We start from the raw sequence: 20,415 nt of genomic DNA on the forward strand, positions 1-20,415 counted from the left end.
GACCGACCCGGCCCGGCGACCTGGTGACGTGCTGGAACGGCCCCCTGCAGGGGCCCGCGCCGAGCGTGCGGGGCGTGGGGGGAAGGGTGGTCCTCTCTCAGTCGGCCCCGCCGACGAGCGCCTCGGCGAACGCCTCGGGCTCGAAGGGCGCCAGGTCGTCGGCCCCCTCCCCCAGCCCGACGAGCTTGACGGGGATGCCGAGCTCGCGCTGCACCGAGACGACGATGCCGCCCTTGGCGGTGCCGTCGAGCTTGGTGAGGACGACGCCGGTCACCGTCACCGCCTCGGTGAACACGCGGGCCTGGACGACGCCGTTCTGGCCGGTCGTGGCGTCGAGGACCAGCAGCACCTCGGTCACCGGCGCGACCTTCTCGACGACCCGCTTGATCTTGCCGAGCTCGTCCATCAGACCGCCCTTGGTGTGCAGCCGACCGGCGGTGTCGATCACGACGGTGTCGACCTCGCCCTCGATCCCGGTGCGCGCCGCGTCGAAGGCGACCGACGCCGGGTCGGCCCCCTCCCGGCCGCGCACGGTGAGGACGCCGACCCGCTCGCCCCAGGTCTCCAGCTGGTCGGCCGCGGCGGCGCGGAAGGTGTCGGCGGCACCCAGGACGACGCTCCTGCCGTCACCCACGAGGACGCGGGCGATCTTGCCGACCGTCGTCGTCTTGCCCGCGCCGTTGACCCCCACGACCAGGACGATGCCCGGCCGGCCGTCGTGCCGGTCCACGCCGAGGCTGCGGTCGAGGTCGGGGCCGAGCACGGCCGTCAGCTCCCGGACCAGCAGCCGGCGCAGCTCCGGGCCCGACGCGGTGGCCAGCACCATCGACTGGGTGCGGAGCCGGTCGACGATCTGCTGGGTGGCGGCCACGCCGACGTCGGCGGCCAGGAGCGTCTCCTCGACCTCCTCCCAGTCGTCCTCGGTCAGCCGCTCGCGGGCGAGGACGGTGAGCAGGCCGCGGCCCAGGTTCGACTGCGAGCGGGCCAGCCGGGAGCGCAGCCGCACCAGCCGGCCGGCCGACGGCGGCGGCGTCTCGAAGACCAGGCCGGGCTCGGGGGCGGCCGGGGGCAGCTCGACCTCGGGTGGGGCCTCGGGCGAGACGGCGTCCGGCTCGGCCGTCGTCCCCATCCCGCTGGCCGTCGCCCCCGAGGGCCGGGGCGGCGCCTCCGTCGTCGGCGTGGGCGGGCGCGGCCGGGTCAGCGTGGTGCCGGCAGCGGCGTCGTCGTCCAGCCGGGTGGTCCGCCGGCCGCGACCGACGAGCAGGCTGACCCCGAGGACCAGCCCGACGAGCAGGATCGCGATCGCGATCAGCACGAACTCCATGGCCCTCAGTCTCCCAGCACCCGTGAGCGGGGTCGGTGCGGAACCCGCGGCGGTGGGCCACCCTGGGCGGCATGCCGCTGCCCGGCCGGGAGAACCCGGTCCTCCTCCTCGGTCCCCTGCTGCGGCACGTCGACCCGGTGTCGGCCACCGTGTGGGTGGAGACCGACCGGCCCTGCGAGGTGACGGTGCTCGGCCGCCGCGCCCGCACCTTCTGCGTGGGCGGCCACCACTACGCCCTCGTCGTCGTCGAGGGGCTCGAGCCGGGCAGCGTCACGCCCTACGAGGTGCACCTCGACGGCGAGCCGGTGTGGCCGCAGGCCTCGTCCCAGTTCCCGCCCAGCCGGATCCGGACGCCGGGCCGGCCCGGGCCCTTCACCATCGCCTTCGGCTCCTGCCGCTACGCCACCCCGAGCACCGTCGACGCCGCCGAGGGCATCCCACCCGACGCGCTGGACAGCTACGCCGCGCGGCTGACCGGACAGCCCGAGGACACGTGGCCCGACGCGCTGGTGCTGCTCGGCGACCAGGTCTACGCCGACGAGCTGACGCACGCGACCCGTCAGTGGCTGTCGCTGCGCCGGCAGCGGCCGGCCCCGCAGGACGCCCAGGTCGACGACTTCGAGGAGTACACCCGGCTCTACGCGGAGTCCTGGAGCGACCCCCAGGTGCGCTGGCTGCTGTCGACCGTGCCGTCGTCGATGATCTTCGACGACCACGAGATGATCGACGACTGGAACACCTCCGCCGCCTGGCGGCGCGAGGTGACCGGGCAGGACTGGTGGACCCGCCGGATCTGCGGCGGTCTGGTCAGCTACTGGGTCTACCAGCACCTGGGCAACCTCAGCCCCCAGGAGCTGGCCGAGAACGCCGTCTGGCAGGCGGTGCAGGAGCACCGGGACGACGCCGAGTCGGTGCTCCAGGCGATGGCCGAGGCCGCCGACCGCGATCCGCGCTCGGTCCGCTGGAGCTACGTGCGCCACTGGGGCGAGGCGCGGATGATCATGGTCGACAGCCGGGCCGGCCGGGTGCTGGACGAGTCCGCGCGGGGGATGCTCGACGAGGACGAGTTCGCCTGGGTCGAGGCGGCGATGCGCCGCGCCGTGGACGAGGGCGTCGAGCACCTGGTGCTGGGCACCTCGCTGCCGTGGCTGCTGCCGCACGCCATCCACGAGGTCGAGCGGTGGAACGAGACGCTCGTCCGGCGGCACCTGGGCCGTCCGCTGGGCTGGGTCTCCGAGCAGCTGCGGCAGGCCGCGGACCTCGAGCACTGGTCGGCGTTCGGCGACTCCTTCGAGCGGCTGGGCCGGGCCGTGGTCGCGCTGGCCCGGGGCGAGCAGGGCCGGGCGCCGGCGACCGTGCTGGTGCTCTCCGGCGACGTCCACCACGCCTACGCCGCCGAGCTCGTGGCCCCCGGCGGTCTGGCCACGCGGGTGCACCAGCTGACCGTGTCGCCGCTGCACAACCAGGCACCGCACCCGATCCGGGTGGGCTTCCGCATCGGGTGGAGTCGCTGGGCCCGCCGGCTGACCACGGGGCTGTCTCGCCTGGCGCGGGTCCGCCCCTCGGAGCTGGACTGGGCCAAGCAGGCCGGCCCGTACTTCGGCAACCAGCTCGGCGAGCTGGTCCTGCACGACCGCGACGCCTCCTTCCGGCTGTTCGTCACCCACCGGGTGGACGCGGGTCAGGAGCGGCTGGAGCTGGTCGCCGACCTGCCGCTGTCGAACCCGGTCCCGGCGGAGGTGACAGGCTGACGAGGTGAGCGACCCCCTCGGCACGCGGCCCGCTCCGGGCCCCGACCAGCCGCCGATCCCGGTGCGGCTGGTCACCTTCAACACCCACCACGGCGTCGGGGACGACGGCCGGCACGACCTGCCGCGACTGGCCACGGTGCTCGCCGCGGCCGACGCCGACCTCATCTGCCTGCAGGAGGTGGACAAGTACTACGGCGGGCGCAGCGAGGACGTCGACCAGGCGCTGCTGCTCTCCCGGGCGCTGGACATGCAGCTGGCCTGGGGCCCGGCGATCGACGAGCCGCGCCGGGACAGGGGGACGCGCCGGCAGTACGGCAATGCGCTGCTGTCGCGGCTGCCGATCCTCGTCAGCGACGTCCACCCGCTGCCCGGCGGCGGCGAGCCGCGCAGCGCGCTGCGGACCATGGTCGAGCTCGACGGTGCCGCGCTGTGGGTGACGACCACCCACCTGTCCACCCGCTCGCCGCAGGAGCGCGCCGAGCAGCTCGCCGCGATCGCGCAGCTGCACACCGAGCCGATGCAGACCGGCGTCCTCGTCGGGGACTTCAACGCCGACCCGGGTGCCCCGGAGCTGGCTCCGCTGACCGGGCGGTTCGCCGACGCCTGGGAACTGGCCCCCGACCGCGAGGACCGGGCCGGGTGGCGGTTCTGGCACGCCCGCCAGGGCGGGACGCACCCGGCCCGGCGTCCGCACCGGCGGATCGACCAGGTGTGGGTCTCCCCCGGGGTCGGGGTGACCCGCGCGCACGTGCTCGACGGCGCCGGCGCCTCCGACCACCTGCCCCTGGTCGTCGACCTCGAGGTCCGGTCCGGCGTCTGAGGCCGCACACCACGATCCACGTGCGGCGGAGGTCGGACGACCTCGACCAGGGCAGGACGAGGTCGAAGGCGCCGCTGGTCGCGCGAGCGAGATCGGGCTCCTGGTCCGACGGCGGCGTCGGCGATGCCGACGCGCTCGAAGCGCCGGACGTGTGACACGAGCCGCATCCTCCGGCGCTCGCCTGTACGCCGGAGGCGGTGCGGCCATCGCATCGGGCCGCACCGCTGTCAGGCGGGCTCGGCCTCGCGCAGGCGCTGGCTGATGACGCCGGTGATGCCGTCCCCGCGCATGCTCACGCCGTAGAGCGCGTCGGCGATCTCCATCGTCCGTTTCTGGTGCGTGATGACGATCAGCTGCGAGGTCGCGCGGAGCTGCTCGACGAGGGTCAGCAGCCGACCGAGGTTGACGTCGTCGAGGGCGGCCTCGACCTCGTCGAGCACGTAGAACGGCGAGGGCCGGGCCCGGAAGATGGCCACGAGCAGCGCGACCGCGGTCAGCGAGCGCTCGCCACCGGAGAGCAGCGAGAGCCGCTTGACCTTCTTGCCCGGCGGGCGGGCCTCGACCTCGACACCGGTGGTCAGCATGTCCTCGGGGTCGGTCAGGTGGAGCCGTCCGTGCCCGCCGGGGAAGAGGACCGCGAAGACCTGCTCGAACTCCCGCTGCACGTCGGCGAAGGCCGAGGCGAAGACGTCGTGGATCCGCCCGTCGACCTCGCGGACGACGGTGAGCAGGTCGCGGCGGGTGGCCTTGAGGTCCTCGAGCTGCGTGGCCAGGAAGCCGTGCCGCTCCTCGAGCGCCGCGAACTCCTCCAGCGCCAGCGGGTTGACCTTGCCGAGCGTGGCCAGGTCGCGCTCGGCCTTCGCGGCGCGGCGCTCCTGCGCGGCCCGGTCGTAGGGCACCGGGGCGGGCTCGGGCTCGCCGGCGTCCTGCGCGGCCGCGAGCTGGGCGGGGGTGGGCGGCACCGGGGCCGCCGGGCCGTACTCGGCCAGCAGGGTGGACAGGTCGACGCCGTACTCCTCGGCGGCCCGGTCCTCCAGCGCCTCGATGCGGTAGCGCTGCTCGGCGCGGGCCACCTCGTCGCGGTGCACCTCGTCGGTCAGCCGCTCCAGCTCCGCCGTGGCCGACCGGACGGCGGCGCGCACCTCGAGCAGCTCGGCCTCGCGGGCGGTGCGCACGCGGGCGAGCCCGTCGCGCTCCGCGACCGCCCGCTCCAGGGACGACGCCAGCGCGGTCAACGACGTCTCCGCGCCCGACCGCACGCGGGCGGCCACCTGCGCACCGCGCTCGCGGGCGACCCGGGCCGCGGCGGCGCGCTCGCGGGCGGCCCGCTCCTGGCGGGCCTGCCGGCGCAGCGACTCCGCCCGCCCGGACAGCGCCCGGGCCCGCTCCTCGGCGGTGCGCACCGCCAGCCGCGCCTCGGTCTCGGACTGCCGGGCCGCGGCCGCCTCCAGCCGCAGCCGGTCGCGCTCGGCGGGGTCGGGCTCCTCCTCCACCGGCGCGGCCTCCGCTTCCGCCAGCCGCTCCGCCAGCCCGGCGAGCGCGGTCTGCGCCTGCTCCAGCGCCTGCTCGGCGCGCACCCGGGCGGCCGCGGAGCGCTCGGCCTCGGCGGTGGCCGACCGGGCGGCCGCGCCCAGCTCGGCCAGCTGCGCGGCGACGGCGGAGCGGCTGCGGTCGGCGGCCTGGCGGGCGGCGAGGGCCTCGTCGACGTCGGCGGAGCGGGCGCGGGCGGTCTCCCGCGCGGCGGCCAGCCGGTCGGCGAGCTCGGCGGCGCGCGCGGACGCGGCGGCCAGCTCCCGCTCGGCGTCGTCCACCCGGGCGCGGACCTCGAGGCCGGACGGCGCGTCGGCCTGGCCGCCGACCGACCAGTCCGAGCCGACGAGGTCGCCGTCCGCGGTCACCGCCCGCACCCGCGGGTGGCGGCCGACGAGGGTGACGGCGACGTCGAGCGAGGGCACGACGGCGACGCGGTCCAGCGCGCGGTCCAGGGCGGGGTGCAGCTCCTCGGGGGCGTCGACGAGGTCGCGGGCCCAGCGCACGCCCTCCGGCAGCTGCGGCCAGCCCTCGCGCGGCAGCGCCGGCAGTCCGCCGGTGACCAGCAGCCCGGCCCGGCCCCCGTCGACGTCCTTGAGGTGGGCGATCGCGGCGGCGGCACCGGCGACGGAGTCGACGACGAGCGCGTCGGCCATGCCGGCCAGGGCCGCGGACAGCGGGACCTCGGCGCCGGGGGCGACGGTGACCCGCTCGGTCACCGGGCCCAGCACGCCCGGCAGCCCGGCGGCGAGCACCGCGGCCGCTCCGTCGGCGGGGGCCAGGCCCTGGGCCAGGGTGTCGCGCCGGGCCTGGGCGGAGGCGCGGTCGCGCTCGGCGGCCCGCTCGGCGGCGACCAGCTCGGTGACCGCCTTCGCGGCCTCGGTGTGCGCCGCGACGGCGTCCTGGTGCGCGGTGACGAGGGCGACGTCGCCGTCCTCCTGCTCGGCGACCGCCTCGCGGCGCTCGGCCAGCCGCTCGGCGGCGACCTCGGCGCGGTCGGCGGCCTCGCCGGCGGCCAGCGCCAGGCGCTCGATCTCCGACTCCCCCGCGGCGACGCGGGAACGGGCGGCGGCGACCTGGCCGGAGAGCCGGGCCAGGCCCTCGCGGCGGTCGGCCAGCGCGCGGGCGGCGGCGACCCAGGCCCGCTCGGCCTCGGCGAGCGCGGCCTCGACCTCGGTGCGGGCGGCGACGGCGGCGGCCAGGCGCCCACGCTCGGACTCCAGCCCGGCGGCGAGCTGGGCCTCGGTGGCGGCGACCCGGTCGGCCTCGGCCTCGAGCTGGTCGGGGTCCCGGCCGGCGGCGGCCGCGGGCGGCGCGGCGGAGAGGTGGCGGTGACGTTCGGCGGCCAGCTGCGCGATGCCGCGGAAGCGCTCGGTGAGGGCGGAGAGCCGGTACCAGGTGTCCTGGGCGGCGGCCAGCAAGGGGGCGTTGGCGGCGAGGTCGCTCTCCAGCGCCGACTCGCGCGCCGACGTCCGCGCCAGGTCGGCCTCGACGACGGTGCGCCGCGCCCGGGCGGCGGTCTCGTCGGCGACGTCCTTGTCCAACGCGTCGCGCAGCTGCACCAGGTCGTCGGCGAGCAGCCGCAGCCGGGCGTCGCGGAGGTCGGCCTGCACGCCCGCCGCACGGCGGGCGACCTCGGCCTGCCGGCCCAGCGGCTTGAGCTGGCGGCGCAGCTCCGCGGTGAGGTCGGCCAGCCGGTCGAGGTTGCCCTGCATCGCCTCGAGCTTGCGGAGTGCCTTCTCCTTGCGCTTGCGGTGCTTGAGGACGCCGGCGGCCTCCTCGATGAAGGCACGGCGGTCCTCGGGGCGGCCGGAGAGGACGGCGTCGAGCTGGCCCTGGCCGACGATGACGTGCATCTCGCGGCCGATGCCCGAGTCGCTGAGCAGCTCCTGGACGTCGAGCAGCCGGACCTTGTCCCCGTTGATCTCGTACTCGCTCTCCCCGGAGCGGTACATCCGCCGGGTGATCGAGACCTCGGTGTAGTCGATCGGCAGGGCGCCGTCGGCGTTGTCGATGGTGAGGGTCACCTCGGCCCGGCCGAGGGCCGGGCGGCCGGCGGTGCCGGCGAAGATGACGTCCTCCATCTTGCCGCCGCGCAGGCTCTTGGCGCCCTGCTCGCCCAGGACCCAGGCGATGGCGTCGACGACGTTGGACTTCCCGGAGCCGTTGGGTCCGACGACGGCGGTGATCCCCGGCTCGAGGCGCAGGGTCGTCGCGGAGGCGAAGGACTTGAAGCCCTTCAGCGTCAGGCTCGAGAGGTGCACGAGTTGAGGACCCCGTCCCTCTCACCCTGCGCAAGCCGAGGGCGAGCCTCCGGACGGGGCCGACGGCTCTCGACTACGCCAGTGCGGGCTCGGCGTTGTCGCCGGCCAGGCTGAGCAGCTCGTGGGCGATGGCGGCCTCGCGCTGCGTGCGCAGCTCTTCCAGTTCCTGCTCCAGCCGACGCACCTTGGCCCGCAGGACGGCGTTCTCCTCGGCTACTCGGAGCTCCGCGGGGGCGACGACGTGACCGAACAGGGCCTTGGCCATGGCAACAACGGCCTTTCGACTGCGTGAGGGGATGACCTGCGCCCCGTATGACGGTCGGCGCGGTCCGTGTGTTCCCAGGGTGACAGGCCCGGACACGCAGGTCAACGGGCACACTCCAACGCTCCGGTGTCGGGGAGGTGTCACGTTCGTCACGCCGTCGTGAACCCGGTACTCCCCTCGACCGGCTCGTCCCGCACGTCGACCCGCGTCACCGCCCCGGGCGCCCGCGGGCCCTGCAGGTCGGCCAGGACGGCGTCCACCGCGGCGTCCGGCCCCTCGAGCACGACCTCGACGCGCCCGTCGGGCAGGTTGGTGGCCGAGCCGGCCAGCCCCGCCGCCTCGGCGCGCCCGCGGACGAACCAGCGGTAGCCGACGCCCTGCACCGAGCCCGAGACCAGGGCCACCGCGCGCCGCGTCACGGCCCCTCCCACTCGCTCCCGCGGGGCGCTCCGCTCCTCGCTGCGGTGCCCACGTGTCCGCTCACGACCGGCGGGCTCTCGGGCGCGGCTGGCAGCGCGGGCAGCTGTAGCTGGAGCGGTTCATGAACGACTCGCGCACGATCGGCGTCCCGCAGCGCGGACAGGGCCGGTCGGCCTGGCCGTAGACGGCCAGGTGCCGGGAGAAGTAGCCGCTCTGCCCGTTGACGTCGACGTAGAGCGAGTCGAAGGAGGTGCCGCCCTGGGCGAGGCTCTCGGTCAGCACGTCCCGCACCCCCTCCAGCAGGTCGGCGACCTGCGCCCGCGTGAGCCGGTCGGTCGGGCGGGTGCCGTGCAGCCGGGCCCGCCACAGCGACTCGTCGGCGTAGATGTTGCCGACCCCGCCGATCAGCGTCTGGTCCAGCAGCGCCCGCTTGACCTCGGTGCGCCGACGGCGCAGCGCCGCGCTGAACCCGTCGGCGTCGAAGCCCTCGTCCAGCGGGTCGATGGCGATGTGCGCCAGCCGGGTCGGGATGTCCTCCGCGATGGCTCCGCCCGCCCCACCGCCCCCGGCGCACTCCTCCACCACCAGCCCGCCGAACGTGCGCTGGTCGACGAAGCGCAGCTCCCGGCCCCCGTCGGTGAAGGTGACGCGGGCACGCAGGTGCGTCTCGTCGGGCTGGGAGGGCTTCTCGACCAGCAGCTGGCCGCTCATCCCGAGGTGCGCGACGAGCGCCTGCCCGGCGGGCGTGCCGTCGGCCTCGGCCAGTGGCAGCCATAGGTACTTGCCGCGGCGGTGGGCGGCGGTCAGCGTGCGTCCGGTCAGCGCGGCGACGAAGTGGTCGACGCCCTCCAGGTGGCGGCGCACCGCACGCGGGTGGCGCACCTCGACGGCGGCGACGGTGCGCCCGGCGACCCAGCGCTCCAGACCGCGCCGGACCACCTCGACCTCGGGCAGCTCTGGCACGCCGGCTCAGCTCGCCCCGGACTCGGCGGGGACGGCCGCACCGTCCGGTGCCTCGCCGTTGGTTCCCTCGCCGTCGGTTCCCTCGCCGTCGGGGCCGGCGCCGTCGGACAGCGCGCGCCAGGCGGCCTCCGCGGCCTCCTGCTCGGCGGCCTTCTTGGTGCGCCCGGACCCGCGGCCGTGGACGGTGCCGGAGAGGACGACGGCGGCGGTGAAGGTCTTGGCGTGGTCGGGGCCGGTGTCCTCGACCACGTAGGTCGGCGCGCCGAGGCCGAGCCGGGCGCCCAGCTCCTGCAGGCTGGTCTTCCAGTCCAGGCCGGCGCCGCGGGTGGCGGCCTGGTCGAGGAGCGGGTCGAACAGCCGGTGCACGATCACGGCGGCGGCCTCCAGGCCCAGCCCGACGTGCACGGCGCCGATGAGCGCCTCCACCGCGTCGGCGAGGATCGAGTCCTTGTCCCGGCCGCCGGTGGTCTCCTCGCCGCGACCCAGCAGCAGGTGCGGGCCCAGGCCGCCGTCCCCGAGCCGGCGGGCGACGCCGGCCAGCGAGGTCATGTTGACCACAGAGGCGCGCAGCTTGGCCAGCCGGCCCTCGGGCAGCTCGGGGTGGCGCCGGTAGAGCTCGTCGGTGACGACCAGCCCGAGCACCGAGTCCCCGAGGAACTCCAGCCGCTCGTTGGTCGGCAGCCCGCCGTGCTCGTAGGCGTAGGAGCGGTGGGTCAGCGCCAACGCCAGCAGGCCGCCGGGCAGCTCGACACCGAGGGCGTCGAGGAGCCAGGCGGCCGCGCGATCGGCGTGTGCCGCACCCGCCGGGGAGCGGCCAGCGGCCCCGCCCGGAGCGGGCTGGGTACCGGTGACCGTCGTCCCCACGGCTGGGCCTGCCGGGGTCAGACCGAGAGGACCTGACGGCCCGCGTACTGCCCGCAGTTCGGGCAGGCCTGGTGCGGCGGCTTGAGCTGGCCGCAGGCCCGGTTCGGGCACGGCGTCAGGGTCGGCGCGGAGGCCTTCCACTGCGAACGCCGGGCACGGGTGTTGGCGCGGGACATCTTCCGCTTCGGGACGGCCACGTCAGTTCTCCTCTGGGTTGTCCGCAGCGGGAGTGCCCGGTGCGGAGGCGAAACGGCCGGCGAGCCCGGCCCAGCGCGGGTCGAGCTGCTCGTGCGTGTGGTCGGCGGGCAGGTCGTCGAGCCGCTGCCCGCAGTCGACGCACAGGCCGGCGCAGTCCTCGGTGCAGGTCGGCGCCAGCGGCAGGCTCAGGACGACGAGGTCGCGGACCATCGGCTCGAGGTCGATGTGCTCGCCCTCGACGCGGCGGACCTCGTCCTCCTCGCTGGTGGCCTCGGTGGTGCTGCCCTCGTAGGCGAACAGCTCCTGGACGTCGAGCTCGAGGGTGTCCTCGATCGGCTCCAGGCAGCGCGCGCACGAGCCGGCGACGGGGACGTCGACCTCCCCGGAGACCAGCACGCCCTCCATGACCGACTCCAGCCGCAGCCGCAGCCGGACCTCGGCGCCCTCGGGGACGCCGATGAGCTCGACCCGCCAGTCGGCGGGCGCCGGGAGCGTGCGCTCGATCTCCTGCATCGAGCCGGCGCGGCGGCCGAGCTCCCGCAGGTCCACGAACCAGGGGTTGGCGGCGGGACGCCGGGCGTCCGTGGACGCGGCGCCTGGGCGGGGCGGCGGTGCGGCAGGCATGTCAGTACTCGCGGTAGGCATCGGGGAGGTGGCCGGCCGGGGTGCGGGGACCTCCGGCGGTCGGACCAGGGACCCAGCCTACCCGATGGGGAGCGACGCCGTTCCGGAGTGGAGGTGGCCCTCGCTCAGCCGTCGCGGAGGCTGGCCCGTGCCTTCTCGACCGAGCGCAGCATCCGCTCGAGCGTGCCGCCGAAGTCGGCCAGCCGGGTGTCGACGTACTCGTCGACCTCGGTGCGCATCCGGGCGACGTCCGCCGCGGTCTGCGCGCCGAGCTCGTCGGCGCGGTCGACCGCGCCCCGGTAGACCTCGGTCTCGCTGATCAGCCGCTCGTGCTCGGCCTGCGCGGCCGCCAGGATCTCCGCCTGCTGGGCCTTCCCGTCGGCGATCAGCGCCTCGCGGTGCCGGCGGGCCTCCTCGACGATCTGCTGGGCCTCCTCCTCGGCCTGGGCGAGCAGGTCCTCGGCCTCGGCCTGGGCGCGGGCGAGCAGGTCGTCGCGCTGCCGGCGGGCCGTGCCGAGGAGCTCCTCGCGCTGCCGCCGGGCCGCCCCGACCGCCTGCTCGGTCTCGCTGCGGATGCGGCCGGTCAGCCGCTCGGCCTCGGCCTGCGCCTGCTGGAGGATCTCGGTGCGCTGCTCGACGATCGCGCCGGCCTTGTGCACCTCGGCGGGCAGGTTCTCCCGGAGGTCGTCGAGCAGGTCGAGCAGGACGTCGCGGGGCACCATGCACGAGCCGCCGGACATCGGGACGCTGCGGGCGTTCTCGATGACGCTGCTCAGCTCGTCGACGGTCTCGTAGAGCCGGTAGACGACCTCGGTCATGTGCTCTGCTCCCGGTGCGCGGTGAGCCGTTCCTGCACGACCTTGGGGACCAGCCCGGAGACGTCGCCGCCGAAGGTGGCGATCTGCTTCACCAGGCTGGAGGACAGGTGCCCGACCTGGGGGGCGGTGGGCACGAAGAGCGTCTCCACCCCGGCCAGCTCGCGGTTCATCTGCGCCATCTGCAGCTCGTACTCGAAGTCGCTGACCGCGCGCAGCCCCTTGACGATCACCGGGATGTCCTTGGCGCGGCAGTAGTCGACGAGCAGGCCCTGGAAGCTGTCGACGGTCACGTTGGGCACGTCGGCGACCGCGTCGCGCAGCAGGGCCATGCGCTCGTCGACGCTGAACAGCCCGGCCTTGCCGGGGTTGACCAGGACGGCGACGACGAGTTCGTCGTAGAGGGCCGCCGCCCTGGTGATGACGTCGACGTGGCCGTTCGTCACGGGGTCGAACGACCCGGGGCAGACCGCTCGCCTCACGGACAGCGACCGTACCGGAGCACGGCCTCGCCGTAGCGGCGCTCGCGCAGTCCGCGCAGCGGTGTCGGCCACTCGAAGGGCTCCTCGCGGCTGGAGCGCTCGACGACGACCACGGCGTCCTCGGCCAGCCACTCCCCGGCGACCAGCGCCTCGAGCACCCGGAGGACCTCGGGCAGCGGCGTGGCGTAGGGCGGGTCGGCGAGGACGACGTCGAAGCGGGCCGGCGGCGGCCCGGCGACCACCGTGGGCACCGAGCCGGACACCACCCGTGCGCCGGGCAGGCCGACCGCGTCGATGTTGGCACGCAGGACCGGCAGCACCCGCGGGCCGTTCTCGACGAACACCACCTGGGCCGCGCCCCGGCTGAGCGCCTCGAGGCCCAGGGCGCCGGAGCCGGCGTAGAGGTCCAGGACGGTGGCGCCCTCGAGGTCGGTCAGCGTCGAGAGGCTGTTGAACAGCCCCTCCCGGGCGCGGTCGCCGGTGGGCCGCACGCCCGACGGCGGCACCCTGAGCCGACGTCCTCCGGCGGTGCCGGCGATGATCCTGGTCACGCCTTCGGCCCCGTCCAGAGGCTCGCCCCGAGGGTGCGAGGCGGCCCCTCCCAGGGGCCCGCCGCGAACGTCGACGGCCTCCTGCAGGGTCCCGCCGCGAGCCTGCGAGTGGCGGGGGGCAGGGGGTCCTTCGAGGGGGGCGAGGGGTCCTCTCTCATGCCTTCTCGAGGTACTCGGCGCGCTCGTCGGTGGCCAGCGCGGCCACCTCCATCGCCAGGCCGGGGTGGTCGGCGAGACCACGCTCGGTCTCCAGCAGGGCGGTGGCCTCGGCGCGCGCCTCGGCGATGAGCTCCTCGTCCTCCAGCAGCGACAGCAGCTTGATGCCCGAGCGGCGGCCGGACTGGGCGGCGCCGAGCACGTCGCCCTCGCGGCGGGTCTCGAGGTCCAGCCGGGCCAGCTCGAAGCCGTCGGAGGTTCCGGCGACCGCAGCCAGCCGCTGCCCGGTGGCCGAGGTGGTGGGCGCCTCGGAGACCAGCAGGCACAGCCCCTGGTGCTTGCCGCGGGCGACCCGGCCGCGGAGCTGGTGCAGCTGGCTGACGCCGAAGCGGTCGGCGTCCATGACGACCATCACGGTGGCGTTGGGCACGTCGACGCCCACCTCGACGACGGTGGTGGCCACCAGGACGTCGACCTCGCCGGCCGCGAAGGCGCGCATCCGCGCCTCCTTGTCCTCCGGCGTCATCCGGCCGTGCAGGACCTCCAGGCGCAGCCCGGCCAGCGGCCCCTCGCGCAGCTGCTCGGCGACGTCGAGGACGGCCAGCGGCGGACGGCGGCCCGACCCCTCCTCGGCCGGCGCGCCGTCGGCGTCGTCGGGCTCCTCCTCGGTGGCGGCGTCCTCGCCGATCCGCGGGCAGACGACGTAGGCCTGGCGGCCGGCGGCCACCTCCTCGCGCAGCCGCTCCCAGGCGCGGTCGAGCCAGGCCGGCTTGTCCCGGACCGGGACCACCGAGCTGGCCACGCCGCCGCGCCCACCGGGCAGCTGGCGCAGCGTGGAGGTCTCCAGGTCGCCGTAGACGGTCATCGCCACCGTGCGCGGGATCGGCGTCGCGGTCATGACCAGCACGTGCGGGGGCCGGTTGCCCTTGGCCCGCAGCGCGTCGCGCTGCTCGACGCCGAAGCGGTGCTGCTCGTCGACGACGACCAGGCCGAGGTCGGCGAAGTCCACGCCCGCCTGCAGCAGCGCGTGCGTGCCGACGACGATGCCGGCGCTGCCGTCGGCGACCGCGGCGCGCCCCTCCCGCCGGGCGGCGGCCTTCTGCGAGCCGGTGAGCAGCACGACGCGGGTGCCGGCCGGGTCGCCGTCCAGCTCGCCGGCGCGGCCCAGCGGCCCGAGCATCGCGCTGATGCTGCGCGCGTGCTGGGCGGCGAGCACCTCGGTGGGGGCCAGCAGCGCGGCCTGCCCGCCGGCGTCGACGACCTGGGCCATGGCCCGCAGCGCGACGACGGTCTTGCCCGCGCCGACCTCGCCCTGCAGCAGCCGGTGCATGGGCTGCTCGCGGGCGAGCTCGGCGGCCAGCTCCTCCCCCACCTCGCGCTGGCCCTCGGTGAGCGCGAAGGGCAGGGCCGCGTCGACGGCATCCAGCAGCCCGGCGGACCGCCGGGGACGGGCCACGCCCGGCTCCAGAGCGGCGGCGCGGCGGCGGGCGGCGAGAGTCAGCTGGAGGGTGAGCGCCTCGTCCCACTTGAGCCGGTGCTCCGCGCGCTCGACGTCCTCGTCGGAGGTGGGCCGGTGGATGTCGAGCAGCGCGGCAGGGAGGCTCGGCAGCCCGTGCCGGACGCGCAGCTCCTCGGGCAGCGGGTCCTCGACGAAGCCGAAGCCGCCGGAGGCGTCGAGCAGCAACCGCACCGAGCGCTGGATCACCCAGCTGGAGACCTCCTTGCTGGCCGGGTAGATCGGGATGAGCGCACGGGCCCAGTCGACGTCGTCGTCGTCCCCGGTCATGAGGTGGCAGTCGGGGTGGGCGAACTGCAGCCTGCTGCGGTACTCGCTGACCGTGCCGGCGAACAGCCCCCAGGCGCCGGGCACCAGGCGGGTGTGCCGGTGGTTGAAGAAGACCAGCTTCATCGTCCCGGCGCCGTCCCCGACGGTGACCTCGGTGAGGGTGCCGCGCCGCTGCCGCATCGGGCGGCTGTCGACCGACCGCACCTGGGCCAGCACGGTCACCCGGTCGCCGACCTGCAGGTCGTCGAGGCGGGTCATCTCCCCCCGCTTGGCGTAGCGGTGCGGGTAGTGCCGCAGCAGGTCGCGCACGGTGTGCAGACCCAGCGACTCCGCCATCGCCTTGGCGGTCTTGGCACCGAGGACCCGGTCCAGCCGGGTCGTCATCTCCACCGCCATCACTCCACCCCCACCTGCAGCGGGACCCCCGCGGGCGCGCCGTCGTAGCGGGCGACCTCGACCGTCGGGTGGGTGCGCGCGAGGTGCGCGCACACGGCGTCGGCGAGCTCGGCGTCCGGGCCCACGACCAGGGTGACCAGCTCCCCGCCGGCCGACAGCATGCGGTCGAGCAGCTCGCAGGCGACGGCGACCGGCTCCGCACCGATCAGCAGGACGTCGCCCTCCGCGGAGCCGAGCACGTCGCCGGGCTCGCAGCGCCCCGCGCTGGTCAGCGCCTCCTGCTCGGCGACGGTGAGCTGGGCCCAGCGGGTCGCCGCGGCCGCCTCGGCCATGGTGATGACGTCGTCGCCGAAGCGCCGGCTGGGGTCGTGGACGGCCAGCGCGGCCAGGCCCTGCACCGGCGAACGGGTGGGGACGACGGCGACGTCCCGGCCCTCCTCGCGGGCACGCTCCGCGGCGCGGGAGGCCAGTGCGGTCAGCGTCGGGTCGTTGGGCAGCACGACCACGCCGGCCGCGCCGGACCCCAGGACGGCGGCGAGCACGTCGTCCTCCGGCACGCCGTCGGGCCCGCAGGGGACGACGGCGGCGCCCTCGTCGGCGAACAACCGGGTCAGCCCGCCGTCGGGGACGATCGCCACGACCGCCCGCGCGTCGGGAACCGGCGCCGGTGGCCGCACCGGGGCCAGCGGGGTGACCGAGATGCGGTACGGGCGGCCCGCCTCGATGCCGGCCTCGATCGCGGCGCCGACGTCGGCGACGTGCACGTGCACGTTCCACTCGCGCCCGCCGGGGGTGTCGACGCCGACGACCACCAGGCTGTCGCCGAGGGCGGCCAGCCGCTCGTGCAGCCGCGCCACGGCGGCCTCGTCGCTGTCGGCCAGCAGGTACTGCACCTCGCTGCCCGGTCCGGCCGGCGGCTGGTGCGGCAGGTCGCCGTGGTCGTGGGCGTGGTGGGGGTGCCCGCGCTCGGGCCGGCGGGCCAGTGACGGGCGGTCGGGCTCGACGCCGGTCACCGTGGTCACCAGCGCGTCGAGGACGAGGCACAGCCCCGCTCCCCCGGCGTCCACCACCCCGGCGTCGCGGAGCACGGTCAGCTGCCCCGGCGTCGCCTCGAGCGCGGCGCGGGCGCCGTCGGCCGCGGCCCGCACGACCTCACCCAGGGCGGCGTGCCCGGCCGCGACCGCGGCGACCGCCGCCTCGGCACCGGCCCGCGCGACCGTGAGGAACGTCCCCTCCTCGGGGTCGGCGACCGCGCCGTAGGCGGTGTCGGCGGCCTTCTGCAGGGCCGCGGCGAGGGTCGGCCCGTCGGCCGGGGGCTGCCCGGCGAGCTGGTCGGCCAGCCCGCGCCACAGCTGGGCGAGGATGGTGCCGGAGTTGCCGCGGGCGCCCAGCACCGCGCCGCGGGCCAGCAGCGCCCAGGCCGGCTCGGTGCCGCCCTCCCCCGCCTCGTCGAGCGCGGCCACGGCGGCCTCGGCGGTGGCCAGCAGGTTCGTGCCGGTGTCGCCGTCGGGGACGGGGAAGACGTTGAGGTCGTCGATGCGGCTCCGGGCCGCGGACAGGACGGCGACCGCGGCCCGGCACCACTGGCCGACCGCGGCGTCGTCGAGCGCCGGCAGCACGGCCGGAGGGTACCCACGCAGACCGACCACGCCGGGTGCACGACCGGGCGGAGGCGTGGTCCCCCCGACCTCCGCGACGTCTCCGCCGAGGACCGGTTAGACTCTCCGTTGGTCTGTGTGCGGGCGCGTCGGCGTGCCGCCGTCCGTGAACGAATCTCCTGGGAGTGATCCACCGTGGCTGCCGTGTGCGATGTCTGTGGCAAGGGGCCCGGTTTCGGTATGTCGGTGTCGCACTCGCACCGGCGGACGCCGCGCCGTTGGAACCCGAACATCCAGTCCGTGCGGGCGCTCGTCGCCCCGGGCAACCGTCGCCGCATCAACGCCTGCACCTCGTGCATCCGCGCGGGCAAGGTCGTGCGCGCCTGACGGTCGCCCCCGCACGGGGCACTGAACGCCAGAGGCCCAGAACCCACCGGGTTCTGGGCCTCTGGCGTTCAGTGCCCCCGGTGGCCGGGGCGGGAACGACGGGGCCTCAGCCGATGCCGCGGGCGCGGGCCGCCTCGACCACCAGGTCGACCACCGTCTGCTGCGGCAGTGCCGTGCTGTCGATCACGAGGTGGTAGATGCGCGGCGAGGTCGCGTCGACCCGGTAGGACCGTCGCACGTACCCCTCGCGCGCCGCGTCGTTGGCCCGCAGCTCCCGCCGCATCTCGTCGCGCGGGCGCCCGAAGCGCGCCACCACCGCGTCGAGCCGCCGCTCCTCGGGTCCGTCGAGGCGGACGTGCAGCGCGTCGGGACGGTCGCCGAGCACCAGCGCGGCGGCCCGGCCGAGGACCACCCCGCCCTGCCCGTCGGCGATCTCGCGCACCACCCGCTCGGTCTGCAGGCGGAACGTCCGCTCGTCGAGCTGCTCGGTCACCGGGACGACGCCGCCCATCGGGTCGGGCATGGTGCCCAGCGAGGCGACGATCCGCCACAACCCGCGGGCGACGTTCTCGTCGTTGGCCTCCGCCTCGGCCAGCGGGACGCCGAGCCGGCCGGCCACCTGCGCGGGGATGGCGCGGTCGTGGAAGACCAGGCCCAGCCGCGCGGCGACCGCCGGGCCGACCAGGTCACCGCCGGCGCCGTAGGAGGCCGAGATCGTCACCACACCGGCTCCGCTCACCGCTCCTCCTCACCGGTCAGCCGCTTGCCCAGGAACACCGCCCCGGGCAGACCCGCGTACACGCCGTACCCGGGTGCAGAGGTGTAGCCGAGTGCGGCGTACAGCGCCAGCGCCTCGGGCTGCCGGGACCCCGAGTTCAGCACCACCGAGCGGGCGCCGGCCGCGGCCGCGCTGTCCTCGAGCGCGGCCATGAGCAGCTGCGCCAGGCCCTGCCGGCGGAACTCCGGCGCCACGAACACGCGCTTGACCTCGGCCACGCCAGGGGCGTGCACCCGCCACCCGCCGCACCCCGCGGGGACGCCGTCCACCTCGGCCACGAGGAACAGCCCCGCCGGGGCCTCGAACTCGGCCGGGTCGACCACGGCCTCGTCGGGCCCGCCGTAGCGGGTCACGTACTCCTGCTGCACGCGGCCGACGAGCTCGCGGGCCAGCGGGTCGTCGTAGGGCACCGCCCGCAGCACCACCGGGCGGCCGTCGGCCAGCCGGGCGTCAGCGGAAGTGCGCATGACCGGTCCCCTCCGCCCCGACGGCCGCGGCGACCGCCTCGGCCGGCTCGCCGTCCACGCGCACCCCCGGCTCGCCCTCGCGCACCGTGCCGATCCGCGCCCAGCCGTCCGGCAGGTCGGCACCGGGCGGGAAGGTGGCCAGCATCGCGTGGTCCTCGCCGCCGGTGAGCACCCAGGCCATCGGGTCCCCGCCGAGGGCGGCCGCGACCTGCTGCAGCGGGCCGGGCAGCTCGAGGGTCGCCCGGACCAGAGCGGCCCGGTCGACGTCGACGAGCACGCCGCTCTCCTCCGCGACGTGCCCCGCGTCGGCGAGCAGCCCGTCGCTGACGTCGCACATCGCCGTCGCGCCGGCCTCGGCCGCGGCCGGGCCGGCCGCGTACGGCGGCGCCGGACGGCGGTGCGCGGCCACCGCGGCGGCCGGGCTGGTGAACCCGCGCCGCAGCACGGCCAGGCCGCACGCCGACCAGCCCAGCCGGCCGGCCAGGGCCAGCACGTCGCCGGGCCGGGCACCCGAGCGCAGCACCGGCGCCCGCCCGCCCAGGTCGCCCAGCGCGGTCACCGACAGGACGACGCCCCCGCTGTCCGGGGCCGCGGACACCGTGTCGCCGCCCACGACGGCCGCTCCCAGCGGCGCGCACTCCGCGGCCAGCCCGGCGGCCACCCCCTCCAGCCACGTCGTCGGGGTGTCCGGCGGGCAGGCCAGGCCGACCAGCAGCGCGGTCGTCACCCCGCCCATCGCGGCCACGTCGGCGAGGTTGGCCGCCGCCGCCTTGTGCCCGACGTCCTCGGCCGACGACCAGTCCCGCCGGAAGTGCCGGCCCTCGACCAGGACGTCGGTGGTGGCGACCACGCGGCCGTCGGGGGCCCGCAGCACGGCCGCGTCGTCGCCGGGCCCGACCTCGGCGACCCGCGCGACGCCGGACCGCGCGAGCACGCGCGCGATCACGCCGAACTCGCCGACGACCCGCACGCTGTCGGCGGGGTCGTCGCGCGGGACCAGCGGACGAGGACGAGTCACCGGTCCCTCCAGCTCACTGCGGTAGGTTGCGCAACTGTCCGCCCACCGGCGCGGACGCCGCACCCGCAACGCCAGCCGAGGAAAGGTCTCCCGTGGTCCACGCCTACATCCTCATCCAGACCGAAGTCGGCAAGGCCGCCCAGGTCGCGTCGACCATCAGCGAGATCGCGGGTGTCACCAAGGCCGAGGACGTCACGGGCCCCTACGACGTGATCGTCCGGGCCGAGGCCGAGACCGTCGACGAGCTCGGTCGGCTGGTCGTCGCCCGCGTGCAGTCGGTCGACGGCATCACCCGCACGCTGACCTGTCCCGTCGTCAACATCTGAGCGCCCTGACCGAGAACCCCACCCCGGAGCCCGGTCCACCGCCGCGGCCCTCCCGGCCGGAGGACCCGCTGCGGCGGGTGGCGCTCGTCGTCACGGCCGTCGTCCTGCCGCTGGTGGTCGTGCTGCTGGTGCTCACCCGCGTCCTCGGTGGGGACGCCGGCGAGCGGACCGACGACGCGGTCGCCGACGTCGAGGGCACGCAGGCGCCCGAGCGGGCCGACCTGCCGCCGCTGCCGGTGGACGTGCCACCGGTGACGCCGGAGGCCGACGCGAACTGCCCGGCGCTCATGGGCGCCCTGCCGCTGGAACTGGCCGGCGAGCAGTCCCGCCCGGTCCGGTCCGACTCCCCGTACGCCTACGCCTGGGGCGAGCCGCCGGTGGTGCTGGTCTGCGGTGTCGAGCGGCCCGCCGCGCTGGAACCGACGTCCCCGCTCATCCAGGTCAACGGCGTCGAGTGGCTGGTCGACACCACCGACCCGGACAGCATCGTCTGGACCGCCGTCGACCGGCCGGTCTACCTGCAGGTGACCGTCTCCGTGGACACCGACTCCGCACCGGTCACCGCCCTCGGCCCGGTCATCACCGGGACGCTCCCCGCCCAGCCGGTCGACGCCGGCGGCTGAGCCGGCGCC

At 76.3% G+C, this 20,415-nt stretch carries 21 protein-coding genes; 5 read left to right on the forward strand and 16 right to left on the reverse strand.

The features are described 5' to 3' along the window. Positions 1–97: 97 nt before the first annotated feature. Positions 98–1,324 (reverse strand): signal recognition particle-docking protein FtsY, encoded by a 1,227-nt coding sequence (ftsY, locus tag BLS21_RS00405; protein ID WP_091212433.1) that lies wholly within the window; start codon positions 1,322–1,324, stop codon positions 98–100. Positions 1,325–1,395: 71 nt separating this feature from the next. On the opposite strand from ftsY, the gene BLS21_RS00410 reads away from it, so the two are divergent. Both BLS21_RS00410 and BLS21_RS00415 read left to right on the forward strand, forming a co-directional pair. Beyond that, positions 1,396–3,075: an alkaline phosphatase D family protein gene (locus BLS21_RS00410; RefSeq protein WP_091213654.1), complete on the forward strand. Its 1,680-nt coding sequence runs from the start codon at positions 1,396–1,398 to the stop codon at positions 3,073–3,075. Positions 3,076–3,079: 4 nt separating this feature from the next. Beyond that, positions 3,080–3,895 carry an endonuclease/exonuclease/phosphatase family protein gene (locus tag BLS21_RS00415; RefSeq protein WP_091212435.1) on the forward strand — a complete coding sequence of 272 codons (816 nt, stop codon included), beginning with the start codon at positions 3,080–3,082 and terminating at the stop codon, positions 3,893–3,895. A gap of 227 nt (positions 3,896–4,122) precedes the next feature. Here the strand turns inward: BLS21_RS00415 and smc are convergent, their stop codons facing one another. From smc to BLS21_RS00475, 12 genes are all read right to left on the reverse strand, one after another. Beyond that, complete coding sequence (smc, locus tag BLS21_RS00420; protein WP_091212437.1) at positions 4,123–7,689, reverse strand: chromosome segregation protein SMC; 3,567 nt, start codon at positions 7,687–7,689, stop codon at positions 4,123–4,125. A gap of 73 nt (positions 7,690–7,762) precedes the next feature. After that, entirely contained in the window at positions 7,763–7,954 is a 192-nt protein-coding gene (locus BLS21_RS00425; RefSeq protein WP_091212440.1) for a hypothetical protein, read from the reverse strand. A 149-nt stretch (positions 7,955–8,103) separates the two neighbouring features. Beyond that, complete coding sequence (locus tag BLS21_RS00430; RefSeq protein ID WP_245699866.1) at positions 8,104–8,373, reverse strand: acylphosphatase; 270 nt, start codon at positions 8,371–8,373, stop codon at positions 8,104–8,106. A 61-nt stretch (positions 8,374–8,434) separates the two neighbouring features. After that, positions 8,435–9,337, reverse strand: coding sequence for a bifunctional DNA-formamidopyrimidine glycosylase/DNA-(apurinic or apyrimidinic site) lyase (gene mutM, locus BLS21_RS00435; protein WP_091212445.1), 903 nt, complete (start codon positions 9,335–9,337; stop codon positions 8,435–8,437). Positions 9,338–9,343: 6 nt separating this feature from the next. Continuing rightward, positions 9,344–10,201 (reverse strand): ribonuclease III, encoded by an 858-nt coding sequence (gene rnc, locus BLS21_RS00440; RefSeq protein WP_091212448.1) that lies wholly within the window; start codon positions 10,199–10,201, stop codon positions 9,344–9,346. 17 nt (positions 10,202–10,218) lie between these two features. After that, positions 10,219–10,398: a 50S ribosomal protein L32 gene (gene rpmF, locus BLS21_RS00445; protein WP_091212451.1), complete on the reverse strand. Its 180-nt coding sequence runs from the start codon at positions 10,396–10,398 to the stop codon at positions 10,219–10,221. A 1-nt stretch (position 10,399) separates the two neighbouring features. Next, positions 10,400–11,023, reverse strand: coding sequence for a YceD family protein (locus BLS21_RS00450; RefSeq protein ID WP_091212453.1), 624 nt, complete (start codon positions 11,021–11,023; stop codon positions 10,400–10,402). 125 nt (positions 11,024–11,148) lie between these two features. Next, positions 11,149–11,841, reverse strand: a complete 693-nt coding sequence (locus BLS21_RS00455) for a hypothetical protein (protein WP_091212456.1) — start codon at positions 11,839–11,841, stop codon at positions 11,149–11,151. Further along, positions 11,838–12,320, reverse strand: coding sequence for a pantetheine-phosphate adenylyltransferase (coaD, locus tag BLS21_RS00460; RefSeq protein ID WP_091212458.1), 483 nt, complete (start codon positions 12,318–12,320; stop codon positions 11,838–11,840). The genes BLS21_RS00455 and coaD overlap by 4 nt, the downstream gene beginning before the upstream one ends. Beyond that, positions 12,317–12,871, reverse strand: coding sequence for a 16S rRNA (guanine(966)-N(2))-methyltransferase RsmD (rsmD, locus tag BLS21_RS00465; protein ID WP_091212461.1), 555 nt, complete (start codon positions 12,869–12,871; stop codon positions 12,317–12,319). Before rsmD ends, coaD begins: the two co-directional genes overlap by 4 nt. 154 nt (positions 12,872–13,025) lie before the next feature. Further along, positions 13,026–15,209: an ATP-dependent DNA helicase RecG gene (recG, locus tag BLS21_RS00470; protein WP_091213657.1), complete on the reverse strand. Its 2,184-nt coding sequence runs from the start codon at positions 15,207–15,209 to the stop codon at positions 13,026–13,028. Then, positions 15,209–16,828 carry a DAK2 domain-containing protein gene (locus BLS21_RS00475; protein WP_091213659.1) on the reverse strand — a complete coding sequence of 540 codons (1,620 nt, stop codon included), beginning with the start codon at positions 16,826–16,828 and terminating at the stop codon, positions 15,209–15,211. Before BLS21_RS00475 ends, recG begins: the two co-directional genes overlap by 1 nt. A gap of 183 nt (positions 16,829–17,011) precedes the next feature. Between BLS21_RS00475 and rpmB the strand changes: the two genes are divergently transcribed. Continuing rightward, a complete protein-coding gene (gene rpmB, locus BLS21_RS00480) occupies positions 17,012–17,194 on the forward strand; it encodes a 50S ribosomal protein L28 (RefSeq protein WP_425283681.1) in 183 nt (60 codons plus the stop codon). A 106-nt stretch (positions 17,195–17,300) separates the two neighbouring features. On the opposite strand, the gene BLS21_RS00485 is transcribed toward rpmB, so the two are convergent. From BLS21_RS00485 to BLS21_RS00495, 3 genes are read right to left on the reverse strand one after another with little or no spacing between them, the layout of a single operon-like run. Then, the gene (locus tag BLS21_RS00485) at positions 17,301–17,933 is read right to left on the reverse strand and encodes a cytidylate kinase-like family protein (protein ID WP_091212463.1); all 633 of its coding nucleotides are present in this window, start codon (positions 17,931–17,933) and stop codon (positions 17,301–17,303) included. Further along, a complete protein-coding gene (locus BLS21_RS00490) occupies positions 17,930–18,439 on the reverse strand; it encodes a GNAT family N-acetyltransferase (protein ID WP_091212465.1) in 510 nt (169 codons plus the stop codon). The genes BLS21_RS00485 and BLS21_RS00490 overlap by 4 nt, the downstream gene beginning before the upstream one ends. Further along, a complete protein-coding gene (locus BLS21_RS00495; RefSeq protein ID WP_245699868.1) occupies positions 18,423–19,457 on the reverse strand; it encodes a thiamine-phosphate kinase in 1,035 nt (344 codons plus the stop codon). Before BLS21_RS00495 ends, BLS21_RS00490 begins: the two co-directional genes overlap by 17 nt. Before the next feature lie 92 nt (positions 19,458–19,549). Here BLS21_RS00495 and BLS21_RS00500 point away from each other — a divergent pair, with 92 nt between their 5' ends. Both BLS21_RS00500 and BLS21_RS00505 read left to right on the forward strand, forming a co-directional pair. Continuing rightward, positions 19,550–19,783 (forward strand): Lrp/AsnC ligand binding domain-containing protein, encoded by a 234-nt coding sequence (locus BLS21_RS00500; protein WP_091212468.1) that lies wholly within the window; start codon positions 19,550–19,552, stop codon positions 19,781–19,783. 77 nt (positions 19,784–19,860) lie between these two features. Continuing rightward, positions 19,861–20,406: a DUF3515 domain-containing protein gene (locus tag BLS21_RS00505; protein WP_091212471.1), complete on the forward strand. Its 546-nt coding sequence runs from the start codon at positions 19,861–19,863 to the stop codon at positions 20,404–20,406. The last annotated feature ends 9 nt before the right edge of the window (positions 20,407–20,415 follow it).

Source organism: Geodermatophilus siccatus, assembly GCF_900103785.1.
In the GTDB taxonomy this organism is placed as follows: domain Bacteria; phylum Actinomycetota; class Actinomycetes; order Mycobacteriales; family Geodermatophilaceae; genus Geodermatophilus; species Geodermatophilus siccatus.

Bases quoted from the DNA above. Each gene is read 5' to 3' on its own strand.
- ftsY (WP_091212433.1), bottom strand. From the start codon at position 1,324: ATGGAGTTCGTGCTGATCGCGATCGCGATCCTGCTCGTCGGGCTGGTC.
- BLS21_RS00410 (WP_091213654.1), top strand. From the start codon at position 1,396: ATGCCGCTGCCCGGCCGGGAGAACCCGGTCCTCCTCCTCGGTCCCCTG.
- BLS21_RS00425 (WP_091212440.1), bottom strand. From the start codon at position 7,954: ATGGCCAAGGCCCTGTTCGGTCACGTCGTCGCCCCCGCGGAGCTCCGA.
- BLS21_RS00450 (WP_091212453.1), bottom strand. From the start codon at position 11,023: ATGCCTGCCGCACCGCCGCCCCGCCCAGGCGCCGCGTCCACGGACGCC.
- BLS21_RS00455 (WP_091212456.1), bottom strand. From the start codon at position 11,841: ATGACCGAGGTCGTCTACCGGCTCTACGAGACCGTCGACGAGCTGAGC.
- recG (WP_091213657.1), bottom strand. From the start codon at position 15,209: ATGGCGGTGGAGATGACGACCCGGCTGGACCGGGTCCTCGGTGCCAAG.
- BLS21_RS00490 (WP_091212465.1), bottom strand. From the start codon at position 18,439: ATGCGCACTTCCGCTGACGCCCGGCTGGCCGACGGCCGCCCGGTGGTG.